Raw genomic sequence first — 15,893 nt, forward strand, 5'->3', positions numbered from 1 at the left:
AGAGTGCAGCGTCTTGTTCGGGCGACTGTTCAACAGTGACAATGTCTAAAAACTCCGTTGTTCACAGCATGCATCCATATTGTGTAACAAAGTATTAGGAAGTCTCTGACGCAAACGCTCAGTCGTAATTCGCATTTGAAGTCAGAACTGGCGAATCACTGTGGTAATCAGTCGCTTGTGGAGTGCCGGTGGCTTCGCGTCGCTAGCAGGCGGTCCAAGTTCAGCTCAACCGGACCGGCATCGATCGAAGACTTGACGCTTCCTGTTCGGTCAGAATCCTTCATAACAACTGTGCTCACGCCGAACCGTCAAAGCATGCCCCTGCCGAGCCCCAGCACCGCGAGCCGGACCCGGTTCGATGCCCCGGTCTTGGCCATCAAATTGGTGATGTGGGTCTTCACCGTGGTCACGCCGACATGCAGGCGCTGCGCGATCTCGGTATTCGACAAGCCCTCCGCCACCAGCCCGAGCACCTCCCGCTCCCGAGCCGTGAGCCCCGATTCCCCGGCGGGAGCGGGCATTTCCGCACCCGCCCGGGCCGTCACGGCGGATCGCACCACCCGGCGCAGCACCTCGGGCGAGAACGGATGGTCACCGGCCGCGGCCCGGCGGATCCCGGCCAGCAGAAGGTGGTCAGCACCACCACCCGGGCGACGGGCCGAGCTGCGAGAATCCGCTCGGTGGCCCGGATTCCGTCCATCCCGGGCATGCGCAGATCCATCAACACCACATCCGGCCGCAGCCGCGCATCCATGCGTACGGCATCGCCGCCGGTGGCGGCCTCCCCGACGACTTCGAGATCGGCGGCGGTCTGGCACAGCATGCGCAGCCCGGCCCGAACCAGCTGCTGGTCGTCGACGACGAGCACCCGAATCGTCATGCCGCCACCCGCGATCGGCTGGGCAGCCGCGCGCTGACCAGCCAGCCGCCCGGCGCCGCCCCGGCGGAGAAGTCGCCGTCGAGCAATGCGACCCGCTCGCCCAACCCGATCAAACCCACTCCGTGCGAAGAACTTTCAGGTTCGCCGCCGTGCCCGCCGTAATCGGTCAGCTCGAAATCGACGGTGCTGTCCGTCATCCGAATCTCCAGGCGCGCTCGCACCCCGCCGCCCGCGTGCCCGCTCCACCGCCGCGCCGATCGCCTCGGCCAAATCCGCAGGCGCGATGAAGGATTCGTCATTGCCGTTCGGATCTCGCAGTATCGTCACCAGCTTCCGCAGATCGGCCAGCGTCTGCCGGCCAGCGGCGTGAATTTCGTCCAGCACCTGCAGCACCGGGAGCATCGGGCACCGCATGCCGGGCGATCCCCACCCGCAATACGGTCGACGACACGTGATGCGCGATGCGCTCCGCCGCGCGGCCAGCTCGGTGAGCGTGATGGCCGCCCCGACCTTCGCCACCACCGGGCCGGTATGCCCGAATTCGAATCCCGGCAGCAGCACTCCCTCGGCGGCCAGCGAGGTGGCGAGCGGATCCCGCCCACACCTGTCCCCAACCCTTTGCTGTCACATAGCCGAATGCACGCGCGATGACTGGGTAACAGTGCAACCCCGATCCGGGAGGACACGATGACGTCGTCCAACCCACTCGAGAACGCTGTCTGGGAGATCCGCGAACTCCGCCGGCGGGCCGCAACTCAGCTCGGCAACCAGGACCTCCCCGCAGCCCTCACCGCCATCGAGCGCGCGAACGAAAAGGCCGCCGAATTGATGCGGTCGATTCAACCGGGAGACAAGCGCGCCGGGACGTTGCGAAGGCTGGCGCGCTTCACGGAGTTGGAACACGCCGCCATCGCCGCCCTGTCCGCTGACGATCCCGAGCAGCTGGAACGGCTCATGAATGCCATTCGTGAACTGGAGGCCGGCGCGGTCGGTACCCGGACGATCCCCGGCGATATCGGGCGTTCGGTCCTCGCCCTGCGCGCGTGCATCCACGGCAACACCTCGATCACCGGTCAATGCCGCCGCCCACCATGTCCCTGATCTTCGTAGTCGCTGCCGTCGTGCTGGTGGCGATCCACGTCGATTGGATGATCAGCTATTTCGCCTTCCTGGTCCGGACCGACCCGCCCGGATATCAGCGCTGGGCGCGAATCCGCTCGGTGCTGCGCCGGGCTCGCGGTGTCGATCGGCTTCGGCTGTATTGCGCTGGCGCTGGCCTCGGCCCTGCGGGACTTGCTGCACGGACCCGTCGTGATCGGTGCCTTTGTCCTCGCGGGAGCGATCGTGATCCGTGACTGGTGCGATGTTCGTGGGCAGATCCGCGCGACTTCATCGCCCTGAGCTGCTGGTCAGGGCGGGATTGGCGGGTGTTCGCCGGGGGCGAACAAGGTCACGGAATTAGTTCGGGAGGCGGGGAGTTGACTGGGTATCGCTCAACCTGAGTTGAGTAGGAGACGCTCAATGTTGGAAGAGGTAGAGAAGTGACCAACCCTCAGAACCTGCCGGTGCTGTTCCTGACCGATCCGATCGTGCTGCCCGGCATGGTCGTGCCGATCGAACTCGACGAGTCCAGCCAGGCCGCTATCGATGCCGCCCGTGCGGGCAAGGTCAACCAGGTGTTGGTCGCGCCTCGCCTCGACGAGGGGTACGCGAGTTACGGCGTGGTGGCCACCATCGAACAGGTGGGCCGGATGCGGGGCGGTGCGCCCGCGGCGGTATTGAAGGCCGAGAGCCGGGCCAAGATCGGGCACGGGGTGACCGGGCCGGGTGCGGCGCTCTGGGTCGAAGCCGAGCCGGTGGAGATTCCGGCCGCCGATGGCCGGACCAAAGAGCTTGCCGCCGAATACAAGAAGCTGGTCGTGTCGGTGCTGCAGCGTCGCGAGGCGTGGCAGGTGATCGACGCGGTCAATCAGATGAACGATCCGTCCGCGCTGGCCGACGCCGCCGGCTGGGCGTCGTACCTGAGCAACGAGCAGAAGCGCGAGATCCTGGACACCCCGGACACCGTGGCGCGGCTGCGCAAGCTGATCGAGTGGACCACCCAGCACATCGCCGAGACCGAGATCACCGAGAAGATCAGTGAAGACGTCCGCGAGGGCATGGAGAAGCAGCAGCGGGAATTCCTGCTGCGCCAGCAGCTCAATGCCATTCGCAAGGAACTGGGCGAAGGCGAGCCCGAGGGCGCGGAGGACTACCGCACCCGGGTCGAGAACGCCGACCTGCCGAAGGACGTGCGGGAAGCCGCGCTGCGCGAGGTCGATCGCCTGGAGCGCTCCAGCGATCAGAGCCCGGAGACCGGTTGGATCCGGACCTGGCTCGACACCGTCCTGGAACTGCCGTGGGGCGTGAAAACCACCGACAGCACCGATGTTTCGGCGGCGCGCGCGGTGCTCGACGCCGACCACCACGGCCTGGACGAGGTCAAGGACCGCATGGTCGAGTACTTGGCCGTCCGTTCCCGCCGGGCCGCCCGCGGCCTGGAGGTGGTGGGCGGACGCGGGTCCGGCGCGGTGCTGGTGCTGGTCGGCCCGCCCGGCGTGGGCAAGACCTCGCTGGGTGAATCGGTCGCCCGGTCCCTGGGCCGCAAGTTCGTTCGCGTCGCCCTGGGCGGCGTGCGCGACGAGGCCGAGATCCGCGGGCACCGGCGCACCTACGTGGGCGCGCTGCCCGGCCGCATCGTGCGCGCCATGAAGGAGGCCGGTTCCATGAACCCGGTCGTCCTGCTGGACGAGATCGACAAGGTCGGCTCGGACTTCCGCGGCGATCCCGCGGCGGCCCTGCTGGAGGTCCTGGACCCGGCGCAGAACCACACCTTCCGCGACCACTACCTGGACCTGGATCTGGACCTGTCGGACGTGCTGTTCATCGCGACCGCCAATGTCATGGACACCATCCCCGGCCCGCTGCTGGACCGCATGGAACTGATCACCGTGGACGGCTACACCGAAGCCGACAAGGTGGCCATCGCCCGTGACTTCCTGATCCCGCGCCAGCTGGAGCGCAATGCCCTGACCGCCGAGGAGGTTTCGATCACCGACGCGGCCCTGCGCGAGATCGCCGCCAACTACACCCGGGAAGCCGGCGTGCGGCAGATGGAACGACTGGTGGCGAAGGCGCTGCGCAAGGCGGCCACCAAGCTGTCCGAGGGCGCGGATCTGGCCGATGCCGAAAGCCGGGTCATCGCCGGGGAGTTCGTGCCCGAAAGCCTGGGCTACGACGCCGAACTGGGCTACGACAAGCCGGAACGGGCACTGTCCGAAGCGAAGTCGGGTTCGCTCGTCATCGACCTGGACAACCTGAAGGACTACCTGGGCCGTCCGCGCTTCACCCCGGACGGGGTGGAACGCACCGCGGTTCCCGGCGTGGCGACCGGCCTGGCCGTCACCGGCGCGGGTGGCGATGTCCTCTACATCGAGGCCAATGCCGCCGAAGGCGACCGCTCCCTGACCCTCACCGGTCAGCTGGGCGACGTCATGAAGGAGTCCGCGCAGATCGCCCTGACCTACGTCCGCTCCCACCTGGAAGAGATCGGCATCGAGCCGAAGGTCCTCGATCGCAATATCCACATCCACTTCCCGGCCGGCGCGGTCCCCAAGGACGGCCCGTCCGCGGGCGTCACCATGGTCACCGCCCTGGTGTCGCTGGCCCTGGGCCGCCAGGTCCGCTCGGATGTGGGCATGACCGGCGAGGTCACCCTGAACGGGCGCGTCCTCCCGATCGGCGGCGTCAAGCAGAAACTGCTGGCCGCCCAGCGCGCCGGTTTGAAGACGGTCTTCATCCCGGCCCGCAACGAGCCCGACCTGGACGAGGTGCCCGCCGAGGTGCTGGCCGCCCTGGATGTCCGCCCCGTCGCCGACGTGGCCGAAATCCTGGCCTACGCCATCGAACCGGTCATCGAGGATTCCCTCGACCGCCCGGCCTTCGCGGCCACCGCCTGACCCCGCGAAGAGGGCTATCGAATAGCTAACGGCCCGTGTGTGTTTCGTTTCATGTGAAACATGCACGGGCCGTTTGCTTGCCATAGGCTCGGGTTCGTGATCACTGTCGCCACCTGGAATGTTCTGCATCGCACCCATGCCAATAATTGGGCGAGTGAGGTTGCCGAGCGCTGGCCCAATGAAGCTGAGCGGATCGATGCGGTAACTGCCGCTATTGCGCAGCGAACGGAGCGGGTGATCGCTTTGCAGGAGGTCAGCGGTGATCAGCTGGCCGGGCTGCGGGATGCCCTGCCCGGTAGGAACTTCCATGTGCTGCGATATTCGCGGATCCCGAAACCTCGCCGGCTCGTTCCGTCCCTGGCGGCGGCGCTGACGGACGGCACCGAGTCGCTGGTGCTGCTGGTCGATGGCGATTCTCGCGAAGTGCGCGGTGAGGTCTTCGACAACGATCCGGGTAATGGTTCGCTCACCGTCGAGGTCGATGGCGTGCTGGTGATCGCCACCCATGTCACCGGCGACGACCGCCGCGATGCCCAGTTCGCGAGGCTCGCGGAGCTGGCCGTGGCGGGTGAAAAAGCCGTCATTCTGGGCGATTTCAACGCGGACCGCCGGACCGTGGCCGCCGGACTGGGCGATGGATTCACGGTTTCCGAAGTGCCGGAGGCAATTCCGACCCGGCCGCGCACCAAGGGTTCGAAATCGCAGTACATCGATCACGTGGTGGTCCGGGGAATCACGCTGCGCGACACCGTGGTCGAGGATGTGGCCGGGGTTTCCGACCACAACCTCGTCCGCGCGATCATCGAATGAGGGAACCGAAGAATTCGCGGATATCGCCGGCCAGCAGCTCGGGCACTTCCAGGGCCGGGAAGTGGCCTCCGGAGCGGAATTCCGACCAGTGCACGATATTGTGGGCCTTCTCCGCGAACGGGCGGATGGCGAAATCGGCGGTGGTGAAGACCGCGACCCCGGTGGGCACGGTGCCCTTCGGCTTGGGCGCGAACATGCTCGGGTCGCTGAACCGCTCGAAGTAGTAGTTCGCGACGCTGCGCGCGGTGTCGGTGAGCCAGTAGATCGCGACGGTGGTCAGCAGCTTGTCCCGATCGATGGCCTGCTCGGGCAGCTCGTACGCCGCATCGGTCCACTCCTTGTACTTCTCGATGATCCAGGCCAATTGGGCGACCGGGGAATCGGCGAGCAATTGGGCGAGGGTGTTCGGTCGCGACCCGGCCAGGTTCATGTAGGCCGAACCGTTGTCCTGGAACCGCTTCATGGCGCCGAGGCGCTGCCGCTCGGCATCGGTGAGCGCGGCCATATCCGCCGGATCGCCGGTCGGGAAGGTGACCAGGGCATTGGCGTGCACGCCGAGCACGTGGTCCGCGTGCTCGCGGCCCAGGCGCGGGGCGATGAACGCGCCGTGATCTCCGCCCTGCACCCCGTACCGGTCGTAACCGAGGCGGGCCATCAGCTCGGCCAGGGCGCCGGCGACTTTGCCGTCGTGCCAGCCGGTTTCGGTGAGCGGACCCGAGAAGCCGTGCCCGGGCAGCGTCGGAATGACCAGGTGGAAGGCGGGCGCATCCGGTTCGCCGTGCGCCGCCGGATCGGTCAGCGGTCCCGCCAGATCCAGGAAGTCGGCGGCGGTGCCGGGCCAGCCGTGGATCAGCAGCAGCGGGGTGGCATCGGCGCGCTCGGAACGAATGTGCAGGAAATGCAGCCGCTGCCCGTCTATGACGGTGGTGAACTGCGGGAAGGCATTGAGGCGGGATTCGACTGCGCGCCAATCGAACTTCTCGGCCCAATAGGTGGCGAGGTCACGCAGGTACTCGGTGGGCACGCCCCGCTCCCAGCCCGCACCCGGGAGCTGATCGATCCAGCGGGTGCGGGTCAGGCGGTAGCGCAGATCGTCCAGGTCGGCCTGCGGGATATCGATGCGGAAGGGGCGGATCTCCGTGTTGCTCATGACATTTATGGTTCCGGTAAAGAGGGGACCGCCACATCATGAGAACTCGTTATTCGCGCAGCGTAGAGCGCCTTTACTCGGCTCAGAACTCGCCCGCCACACCCAGTACGGTGCGCCCGGAATGGGTACCGTCCAGGATGGAACGCAACACCGACTCCGCCTCGGTGATCGGCGCGTAGTTCTCCAGCAGCGCGAGATGCCGCGGCTTCAGATCCTTGGCCAGCCGGGCCCACAGTTCACGGCGCGCGGCGATCGGGAAATGCGCCGAGTCGATGCCGAGCAGCGACACGCCGCGCAGGATGAACGGCATCACCGTGGTGGGCACGGCCGGTCCGCCGGTGAGACCCGAAACCGCCACCGCGCCACCGTATTTGATCGCGGACAGAATATGCGCCAGCGATTCGCCGCCCACGCTGTCGACCGCCGCGGCCCACTGCGCCTTGCCGAGCGGGCGCAGCTTCTCCCCCTCGCCGGGCAATCGCCCGATGACCGAGGAAGCGCCGAGCGCGGTGAGCAATTCCGAAGCCCCGAGCTTCCCGGTCGAGGCGACCACTTCGTAGCCCAGCCCCGCCAGAATATCGACGGCCACCGTGCCGACGCCGCCGGTCGCGCCGGTGACCAGCACCGGACCGTCGTCCGGGGTGAGCCCCTGATCGAGCAGCGCCTGCACGCTCATGGCCGCGGTGAACCCGGCGGTGCCGAGCGCCGCCGCCTCGCGCGGGGTGAGCCCGTCCAGCGGCACCACCCATTCGGCCGGCACCCGGGCGTATTCGGCGAACCCGCCGTGATGCGCCACCCCGATGTCGTAGCCGTGCGCGACCACCAGCTGGCCGGGCACGAAATCGGCGTCGTCGGAAGCGAAGACCTCACCGGCGATATCGATGCCGGGGATCAGCGGATAGTTGCGGATGACGCCCCCGCCGGGGGTGATGCCGAGCCCGTCCTTGTAGTTCGCGCTCGTGAAATGCACCTTGATCGTCACGGTGCCGGGTCCGAGGAAGTCGTCGCCGACCGTCTCCCGGATCAGGCTGATGCCGTTGTCGGTTTCGTGGGCCACCATCGCCTGGAACTCCATTCGTCGAGCATAGGTCGCGCACCCGCCCGGAGGTGGTTCTTCCTGCGTCGATGGGGGTGTGCGCGGGGCTTTACCCGACGGGTAATCGCTTTCGTTCCCGAGCGCTGCGAAGGTTGGTTCCAACAGCGAAACAGCAAGGAGCACAGCAGCTATGCCGAACTTCCGGACCACCGACGGCACCACCCTCGCCTACCAGGAATACGGCACCGGCGCGCCGATCGTGTTCGTGGCGGGGTGGTCGCTCTACAGCGATATGTGGGAATACCAGCTGCCGTACTTCGTCGAGCGGGGTTACCGCTGCATCCTGGTGGATCGCCGCGGGCACGGGCGTTCGGACCGGTCGCCCGCCGGATACGACATCGACACCCGTGCCGACGATCTGGGGGCGCTCATCGAGCACCTGGATCTGCGCGAGGTCACGCTGGTCGCGCATTCGGCGGGCGGCGGTGAGGTGGTGCGGTATCTGAGCCGGCACGGGCAGGACCGGGTGTCGCGAATCGCGCTGCTGGCGCCCGCGATTCCGTTCATGTGCCGGACCGCCGACAACCCGGTGGGCGTGCCGATCGAATTCCTGGACGCGTCGAACGCGGAGCTGCGGGCCGATCGCCCGAAGTGGTTCGCCGATCGCCTCGAAGGGTATTTCGCCACCCGGCTGGGCGTGCGGGTCTCGCGGCCGGTCATGGAAGAGGAGATGCGCCGCTGCCTGTCGGCCTCGCCGTATGCCATCGATCTGATGCAGCGAGAACTGTTCACCAGCGATCACCGCGCCGACGTCGCCGCGGTGACGGTGCCCATGTTGCTGCTGCACGGCATTCCCGACGAGTCCATCCCGATCGACGTGTCGAGCCGGCAGGCGATAAAGCTGGCCCCGCACGCGGTCCTGAAGGAATACCCGGATGCGGGGCACGGCCTGTACATCAGTCATGCGGCGCAGGTGAACGCCGACATTCTGGAATTCGTGAAGGGTTGAAAGGCGCTGGGGGCCAATGGCCCCCAGCCGTCAGGCGTACTTCGGCGCGCGCTTCTCCACGAACGCCGCGATGCCTTCCGCGCCGTCGGTGGATTCGGCATTGCGGGTGATGAACGCGGCCTCGGTGGCCAGCTGCTCCTCGAGGGTGTGTTGCGAGGACACCAGCAGCAGCTTCTTCACGCTCGCATTGGACGCCTTGGGCCCCGCCGCGAACTGCTGCGCCAATTCCTCGACGGCCGCCTCGAGTTCGGCGTCCGGCACCACCCGGTGCAGCAGTCCCCACTCCAGCGCCTCGGCCGCCGGCAGCGTGCGATTGGTGAGCATGAGCTCCTGCGTCTTGCGCACGCCGATGAGTCGCGGCAGGTAGTAGGAAGCGCCGCCGTCCGGGCTCAGCCCGATCTTGGTGTACGCCATGGTGAATGCCGCCGACTCGGCCGCGACCACCAGGTCGCCCGCCACCGCGAGGCTGAACCCGGCGCCCGCGGCGGTCCCGTTCACCGCCACGATCAGCAGCGCGTCCATCCGGGCCAGCGCCGACACCGCGTGGTGCAGGGTGCCCGCCAGCTTCTCGATGAACTTCCCGGCATCGTCGGCGGCCGCCATGGCGCGCACGTCGCCGCCGGCCGAGAAGAACTTCCCCGCCCCGGTCAGCACGACCACCTTGATCGCGGGATCCTCCGAGCAGTACTCCGTCGCCCGCACCAGCTCCTCCGCCAGCGCCTGATCGATCCCGTTGGCCGCCTTGGGCCGGTTCAGCGTGATGCGCGCGATCGGTCCGTCGTGCTCGAACTGGATGTTCTCGTAACTGCTCATCGAGAGGGTGCCTTCCGTCGTGTGCGTGCTCAAAGCATCGCAAATTCGACCCGCACCCCGAGCAGGCGGATGGGGCGGTCCAGTTCGAAGGCGTGCAGGACGTCGAGGGCGGTGCGCACGATCTCGTCGACGTCGGTGCTGGGCTGTGGGAGTTTCCGCTGCTTGGTGCGGGTGAAGAAGGTCTTGGTGCGTACGCTGACACCGACCCGCCCGATGGCGCGGCCGTCCGCGAAGGTCTCCTCCGCGACCTGGGTGGCGAGCCGGGTGAGGGCGGCATCGAGAGCGGCGCGCTCGGTCAGGTCGACCGGAAAGGTTTCGGACCGGCTGTGCCCCACCGGTTCTCGTGGCTCGGTGATATCGGTGTCCCCCGCCCCGTGCCCCAGTACCCACAGGTAGGGACCGGTATTCGGCCCGAACTCCGCCGCCAGCAGTTCGCGATCGGCGGCGGCCAGCTGGGCGACGGTGTCGATGCCGAGTGCGCTCATCCGTTTCGCGATCCGCGGGCCGATCCCCCACAGCGCGCTGGTCGGCCGGTGCGCCATCAGCGATTCCCAGTTTTCTGCCGTGAGCCGGAAGATCCCGGTCCCCTGTTCCGCCGTTTCGGGCCCGTCCCCCTCCCCCGCCTTGCCCACCGCCTTGGCGAACCCGGTGGCCAGCTTCGCCCGGGTCTTGTTGTCCCCGATCCCGATCGAACAGGTCAGCTCCAAACCCTCGATGGCGTCCCGAATCTCGCGCGCGAGCCCTTCCGGATCATCGGTATCCACCGCGAGAAACGCCTCGTCGAACCCCAGCACCTCGACGCGCTCGGTGAACCCCCGCAGCACCTCCATGATCTCCCCGGAAGCCTCCGCATAGGTGCTCAGATCCTGCGCCAGAAACACCCCCTCCGGACAGATCCGAGCCGCCGTCCGCAACGGCATCCCCGCCCGCACCCCGAACCCCCGCGCCGCATAGGACGCACAAGAAACCACTTTCCGAGGCTCCCCGGGATCCCCGTTCCCACCCACGATCACCGGCTCCCCCCGCAACTCCGGATGCCGCCGAAACTCGACCGCGGCCTGAAATTGGTCGAGGTCCACGTGCAACACCCAGCGCCCCACCCCTCCGTCATACCGCATGGTCTGCACCAACGCCCGCAAATCCACCACCGCACTCCCCCGCGCGGCCAGTCTCCGGGCGAAGAGTCCCGGCCCGCAGTCGGCACCTCGCGGGCGCCCTGACTTCGGTCAGCGCGCCCCGAGTGGCTTGGCCGGCCACACCGGGTCGGGCGGGCAGCCTGCCTGCCGCTGTTCAGCCGTCCGCAGGACCAGGGGGTCCGGGGCTCAGCCCCCTTTTCCTCTTGTGCGGCTCACAAAACAGAACTAAATTCTGGATATGAAGATTCGAGATCGGTTGCTGCTGGCGGCCGAGCGGCAGTTCGCCGAGCAGGGGGCGCTCGATGCCACGCTCACGCAGATCCGTGATGCCGCGGGCGCGAGCGTGGGCGCGCTCTATCACCACTTCCCGGACAAGGCGGACCTGTACCGGCAGGTGTGGGTGAACGCGCTCGAGGACTATCAGCGGCATTTCTGGGCCGCGGTCGGCGAGAGCACCGGCGCGGAGGAGGGCGTGCGCGCGGGCGTCACCGAACATCTGCGCTGGGTGACCGAGAATCAATATCGCGCAAAGGTTCTCACCTCGGCCCGCCCGCCGGGCGTTCGCGACAGCGACGGCAATCGCGATTTCATGCGCGCGGTGCTGCGCTGGTGGCGGACGCACGCCAATTACGGCGCGGTCCGCGAACTCGACTTCGACCTGCTGTACGCCCTCTGGCTGGGCCCGGCGCAGGTGTACTCCCGGCACTGGCTGGGCGGCGAATTCACCAAAGCGCCCAGCGAGGTGGCCCCGCAATTGGCGGATGCGGCCTGGCAGGCGCTGGGCGTTCCCGAGCACGAACGAAAGGCCGGCAGATGACCCTGGTACTGGACCTCGACCTGGCGCGGAAAGTGCTTGCGGCACAGCCTTTCAGCCAATTGGTGGGCGCAGAGCTCACCGCCTTCGGTGACGGCCGCGCCACCCTGGAGATCCCGATCCGCCCCGAACTGGGCCAGCAATTCGGCCTGGTGCACGGCGGCGTCCTCGCCTACGCCGCCGACAATGCCCTCACCTACGCGGCCGGAACCGTGCTGGGCGCGAACGTGCTCACCGGCGGTTTCACCATCACCTATCTGCGCCCGGCCGGCGGCGTCCGGTTGCGCGCCGAAGCCACCGTGGTGGACGCCACCCGGCGCCAAGCCGTCTGCCGCTGCGAGATTTTCGCGGAGGACGCCGACGGCGCGGCGGTGGTGGTCGCGGTGGCGCAGGGCACCACGCGCAGTGTGGAACGCGAACTCAACGGGAACGGCGCAACCACGCCAGCGGCGTCCGAAACGCATAACGCGCCTTGACCGTCCCGGTCTCGACCGCGCCTGCCACCCGAATCAGCGGCGCGCCCGGAAACCGCGGCAGTTTCACGCGATTCGACACCGTCCCACCGCTGTCATTGCGCACGCCGTCCATATCGACCCGCCAGCCGCGCGGCACGATCAGCACGATCGCGCCCGCGCCGGCTTCGACCCGCAGCTCGATTTCCCGGCGCGTGCAATGCGCGGTGGTGAAATCGATCACGAGTTTTCCGGAAACCGCTTCGGCGGTAATGGTTTTCGGCACCGTCCAGGATTCTCCGGTGCGCTGCGTACCGCCGTTCACCTGCAGGTGCAGTGGCGGGACGTCGGCCGGCTGTTTACGCCGGGCACCGAACATCCGCTCGAAATCATCGTTGCGGACGGCGGCCGTGTGCCGCTGTTCCTTGGTACGGGTCACCGAAAACTCCTCCCCCGGCGAATGAAACGACATGACTTGGGTTTAGCCCGGGGAAGTCGAATTATGCCGTATAGCAGGATATTTCGGACCGCCAGATCGGCCCCTGCGGCCACAACACGGTGACGGTTGGAGCACGGCCAGATTACGGGGGTGTTCAACTCTCGAAACTCTCGGAGGCCGCGCCCCCGAACCCCCCGGAGCCGAGCTCCAACCGATCGCTGGTGGACCGGCGGTGGGTCAGCGGCGGCCGATGAAAACGGTTGTGGTGCCGAGCATGTAGATATCGTCGCGGTGGCCGAGGAAAGAGGGGGCGGCGGGGTCGAGGAGAGCGTCGAGGGTGGTCTTGTCGGTGTCGTCGAGATCCACGGCGCGCTCGCGGAGGAAACCGAGCCAGGCGATGACGCTTTCGCGGACGTCGTCGGCAGGCGGGGCGGGGTGGTCGGTGAGGACGCTGAAGGAGGTGACCTCGGTGAGGCCGGCGCGGGACAGGGCCGTGTTCCAGCCGTAGGGCATGGGGACGCTGCCTTCGATATCGGCGCGCATCTGGGCGAAACCGGCGTCGCGGGCGGCGAGCAGGCGATCCTGCAGGCCGGGGCGGCCGAGCCCGAGTTCCCAAGGCAGGCAACGGATCGGCAGGCCGCCTTCGGCGAGCGCGAGCCAGCCGCCGGGGCGCACCACGCCCGCCAGGCCGGTGGTGCCGGCCTGCTGGTCGGGGAGGTGGTGGACCATGCGGGAGGCCCAGACCAGGTCCGCGGCGGGCAACTGCTCGGCCAGATCGGCGGCCGCGGCATCGGCCTGGATGGTTTCGATGGTGACGCTGTCGCTGCCGTCCAGGGCGCGCTCGGCGGCTTCCTTTGCCACGTCCAGCAATTCGGGGGTGGCGTCCACGATGAGCAGCCGGCCGCCGCCCCGCGCCGCCAGTTCCTTGGCGAACGCCGCGCTCTGACCACCGGCTCCGGCCCCGGCGTCCATGACGGTGGGGCGATCCCCGCCGGCGTTCGGCAGCGCGATCAGGCGGCGGGCGATCTCCGCATTGGTGACCGCCGCCATGGCGTCGTCGCGGCGGAGGTTGTCCAGCAGCTGGGTCCAGTCGATCCCGTCGTGGGTATGACCCCCGTGCCCGTGGGAGTGCCCGTGCGAGTGTGCGTGCGAATGCTGTCCCTGCTCATGCGTGTGTGCTCCCATGCCCACGACGCTAGCGAGAGAACCGCGAAACCCGACACTTCTTTTGCCGGTTCGGCAAATCTCGTGCCGGGCGCGCGGGCCTCAGGCCGCGGCGGGCTCGCTGTCGTCGGCGAACTGGGTCCGGTACAGCTCGGCGTACCGCCCACCGGCCGCCAGCAACTGGGTGTGATTGCCGCGCTCGACAATGCGCCCCTGCTCCAGCACCACGATCTGGTCCGCATTGCGGATGGTGGACAACCGGTGCGCGATGACCAGTGCGGTGCGCCCGTCCAAGGCTTCGGCCAGGGCTTCCTGCACCGCGGCCTCCGAGGTGGAGTCCAGCGAGGCGGTCGCCTCGTCGAGAATGACCACCCGCGGCTGCTTGAGCAGCAATCGGGCGATGGTGAGCCGTTGCCGCTCGCCGCCGGAGAGCCGGTAGCCGCGTTCGCCGACCACGGTGTCCAGCCCGTCGGGCAGGCTGCTGATCAGGTCGTAGAGCCGGGCTCGCCGCAGCGCGTCCCAGATCTCGTCCTCGGTCGCCTCCGGCCGCGCCAGCAGCAGATTGGCCCGGATGGTCTCGTGGAACAGATGCCCGTCCTGGGTGACCAGGCCGACCGTGGCCTGGATCGACTTGCCGGTCAGCTCGCGCACATCCGCGCCGCCCAGCCGCACCGCGCCGCCGTCCACGTCGTAGAGCCGCGAAACCAATTGCGCGATGGTGGATTTACCGGCGCCGGAGGAGCCGACCAGCGCCACCATCTGCCCGGGTTCGGCGCGCAGCGAAATACCGTGCAGCACTTCCTCACCGCCGCGGGTGTCCAGGGTCGCCACATCCTCGAGCGAGGCCAGCGACACCTTGTCGGCGGACGGGTACCCGAAGCGCACCGCGTCCAGCTCGACCGCGATCGGGCCCTCGGGCACTTCGCGGGCGTCCGGCGCGTCCTCGATGAGCGGCCGCAGATCCAGGATCTCGAAGACCCGCTCGAAGCTCACCAGCGCCGACATGATGTCCACGCGGGCGCTGGCCAGTGCGGTCAGCGGCGAGTACAGGCGGGTGAGCAGCAGCGAAAGCGCCACCACCGCACCGGGTTCCAGCTTGCCCTGCAGCGCGAAGTAGCCGCCGAGCCCGTACACCAGCGCCAGGGCCAGCGCCGACACCAGGGTGAGCGCGGTGACGAACACGGTCTGCAGCATGGCGGTGCGCACCCCGATATCGCGCACCCGCCCGGCCCGCGCGGCGAACTCCACCGACTCCTGTTGCGGCCGTCCGAAGAGCTTCACCAGGGTCGCGCCCGGTGCTGAGAACCGTTCGGTCATCTGGGTGCTCATGGAGGCATTGAGTCCCGCGGCTTCCCGCTGAATGGTGGCCAGCCGCTCGCCCATGCGCCGCGCGGGCACCACGAACACCGGGAGCAGCACTAGCGCCAGCAGCGTGATCTGCCAGGACAGCCGCAGCATGACGGCGAGGGTGAGGACCAGCGTCACTACATTGGTGACCACCCCGGACAGGGTGGAACTGAACGCCCGCTGCGCCCCGATAACGTCATTGTTGAGCCGGCTCACCAGTGCGCCGGTCCGGGTGCGCGTGAAGAAGGCGACCGGCATCCGCTGCACGTGATCGAACACCGCGGTCCGCAGGTCGAAGATCAAACCCTCGCCGATGCGCGCCGACAGCCACCGGATGACCAGCCCGAGCCCCGCGTCCAGCACCGCCACCAGGGCGATCACCGCCGCGAGCACGACCACGGTGCGCACCGGGCCGCCGCCCACAATGGCATCGACCACCTGTCCGGCCAGTACCGGCGTGGCCACCGCCAGCAGGGCCGACACGATGCTGAACACCAGGAAGGCCGCCAGCCGCCGGTGATGCGCGTGCGCGAAAGCCAGAATTCGCTTGGCCGTGGCCAGGCGCAGCGGTCGCCGCTCGGTAGGCGCGTTCATCTGCCGATACAGCTGATTCCACGCCACGGATTCCATACTCATCCCGCACTCCTCACCGGTCAGGGTCCAGTGAACCCCAGGCCACCGACACTAAGACCTCAACCAAGGTTCAGATCAAGGGATTCCTCAACTCTCGAAACACTCAGGGGCTTCGCCCCCGAACCCCCTCGGGAGGGGAGAGCAACTCTCAGGGGCTTCGGCCCGGAACCCCCTCGGGAGGGGAGAGCAACTCTAAGGGGCTTCGCCCCCGA

14 protein-coding genes and 1 pseudogene are annotated in these 15,893 nt (G+C 68.0%); 6 read left to right on the forward strand and 9 right to left on the reverse strand.

The window, feature by feature from the left end:
• Positions 1 to 308: 308 nt before the first annotated feature.
• Both LTV02_RS31855 and LTV02_RS31860 read right to left on the reverse strand, forming a co-directional pair.
• Positions 309 to 880, reverse strand: a pseudogene (locus LTV02_RS31855) (response regulator).
• The gene (locus LTV02_RS31860; RefSeq protein ID WP_233035404.1) at positions 877 to 1,077 is read right to left on the reverse strand and encodes an ATP-binding protein; all 201 of its coding nucleotides are present in this window, start codon (positions 1,075 to 1,077) and stop codon (positions 877 to 879) included. Before LTV02_RS31860 ends, LTV02_RS31855 begins: the two are co-directional and overlap by 4 nt.
• A gap of 490 nt (positions 1,078 to 1,567) precedes the next feature.
• On the opposite strand from LTV02_RS31860, the gene LTV02_RS31865 reads away from it, so the two are divergent.
• From LTV02_RS31865 to LTV02_RS31875, 3 genes are all read left to right on the forward strand, one after another.
• Entirely contained in the window at positions 1,568 to 1,981 is a 414-nt protein-coding gene (locus LTV02_RS31865; RefSeq protein WP_233035405.1) for a hypothetical protein, read from the forward strand.
• A gap of 500 nt (positions 1,982 to 2,481) precedes the next feature.
• Positions 2,482 to 4,878: an endopeptidase La gene (lon, locus tag LTV02_RS31870; RefSeq protein ID WP_408639436.1), complete on the forward strand. Its 2,397-nt coding sequence runs from the start codon at positions 2,482 to 2,484 to the stop codon at positions 4,876 to 4,878.
• Between the two features lie 96 nt (positions 4,879 to 4,974).
• Positions 4,975 to 5,688, forward strand: coding sequence for an endonuclease/exonuclease/phosphatase family protein (locus tag LTV02_RS31875; RefSeq protein ID WP_233035407.1), 714 nt, complete (start codon positions 4,975 to 4,977; stop codon positions 5,686 to 5,688).
• On the opposite strand, the gene LTV02_RS31880 is transcribed toward LTV02_RS31875, so the two are convergent.
• The gene (locus tag LTV02_RS31880) at positions 5,678 to 6,838 is read right to left on the reverse strand and encodes an epoxide hydrolase family protein (RefSeq protein WP_233035408.1); all 1,161 of its coding nucleotides are present in this window, start codon (positions 6,836 to 6,838) and stop codon (positions 5,678 to 5,680) included. The genes LTV02_RS31875 and LTV02_RS31880 overlap by 11 nt on opposite strands.
• Before the next feature lie 82 nt (positions 6,839 to 6,920).
• Positions 6,921 to 7,913: an acrylyl-CoA reductase family protein gene (locus tag LTV02_RS31885; protein WP_233035409.1), complete on the reverse strand. Its 993-nt coding sequence runs from the start codon at positions 7,911 to 7,913 to the stop codon at positions 6,921 to 6,923.
• 151 nt (positions 7,914 to 8,064) lie between these two features.
• On the opposite strand from LTV02_RS31885, the gene LTV02_RS31890 reads away from it, so the two are divergent.
• Complete coding sequence (locus tag LTV02_RS31890; RefSeq protein WP_233035410.1) at positions 8,065 to 8,883, forward strand: alpha/beta fold hydrolase; 819 nt, start codon at positions 8,065 to 8,067, stop codon at positions 8,881 to 8,883.
• A 30-nt stretch (positions 8,884 to 8,913) separates the two neighbouring features.
• On the opposite strand, the gene LTV02_RS31895 is transcribed toward LTV02_RS31890, so the two are convergent.
• Both LTV02_RS31895 and LTV02_RS31900 read right to left on the reverse strand, forming a co-directional pair.
• Entirely contained in the window at positions 8,914 to 9,696 is a 783-nt protein-coding gene (locus tag LTV02_RS31895; protein WP_233035411.1) for an enoyl-CoA hydratase/isomerase family protein, read from the reverse strand.
• A 29-nt stretch (positions 9,697 to 9,725) separates the two neighbouring features.
• Positions 9,726 to 10,796 (reverse strand): DNA polymerase IV, encoded by a 1,071-nt coding sequence (locus LTV02_RS31900; protein ID WP_233041780.1) that lies wholly within the window; start codon positions 10,794 to 10,796, stop codon positions 9,726 to 9,728.
• A 274-nt stretch (positions 10,797 to 11,070) separates the two neighbouring features.
• On the opposite strand from LTV02_RS31900, the gene LTV02_RS31905 reads away from it, so the two are divergent.
• Positions 11,071 to 11,649 (forward strand): TetR/AcrR family transcriptional regulator, encoded by a 579-nt coding sequence (locus LTV02_RS31905; protein ID WP_233035412.1) that lies wholly within the window; start codon positions 11,071 to 11,073, stop codon positions 11,647 to 11,649.
• A complete protein-coding gene (locus tag LTV02_RS31910; RefSeq protein ID WP_233035413.1) occupies positions 11,646 to 12,122 on the forward strand; it encodes a PaaI family thioesterase in 477 nt (158 codons plus the stop codon). The genes LTV02_RS31905 and LTV02_RS31910 overlap by 4 nt, the downstream gene beginning before the upstream one ends.
• Here LTV02_RS31910 and LTV02_RS31915 read toward each other — a convergent pair.
• The 3 genes from LTV02_RS31915 to LTV02_RS31925 form a co-directional block, all read right to left on the reverse strand.
• The gene (locus tag LTV02_RS31915) at positions 12,067 to 12,537 is read right to left on the reverse strand and encodes a cell wall-active antibiotics response protein (protein WP_233035414.1); all 471 of its coding nucleotides are present in this window, start codon (positions 12,535 to 12,537) and stop codon (positions 12,067 to 12,069) included. The two genes, LTV02_RS31910 and LTV02_RS31915, sit on opposite strands and share 56 nt — an antisense overlap.
• 237 nt (positions 12,538 to 12,774) lie before the next feature.
• Positions 12,775 to 13,722, reverse strand: a complete 948-nt coding sequence (locus tag LTV02_RS31920) for a class I SAM-dependent methyltransferase (RefSeq protein ID WP_233035415.1) — start codon at positions 13,720 to 13,722, stop codon at positions 12,775 to 12,777.
• Positions 13,723 to 13,803: 81 nt separating this feature from the next.
• Complete coding sequence (locus tag LTV02_RS31925) at positions 13,804 to 15,684, reverse strand: ABC transporter ATP-binding protein (RefSeq protein ID WP_174567236.1); 1,881 nt, start codon at positions 15,682 to 15,684, stop codon at positions 13,804 to 13,806.
• Positions 15,685 to 15,893 lie beyond the last annotated feature (209 nt).

Origin of the sequence: Nocardia yamanashiensis, from assembly GCF_021183565.1 — a bacterium.
Taxonomy (GTDB): Bacteria; Actinomycetota; Actinomycetes; order Mycobacteriales; family Mycobacteriaceae; genus Nocardia; species Nocardia yamanashiensis.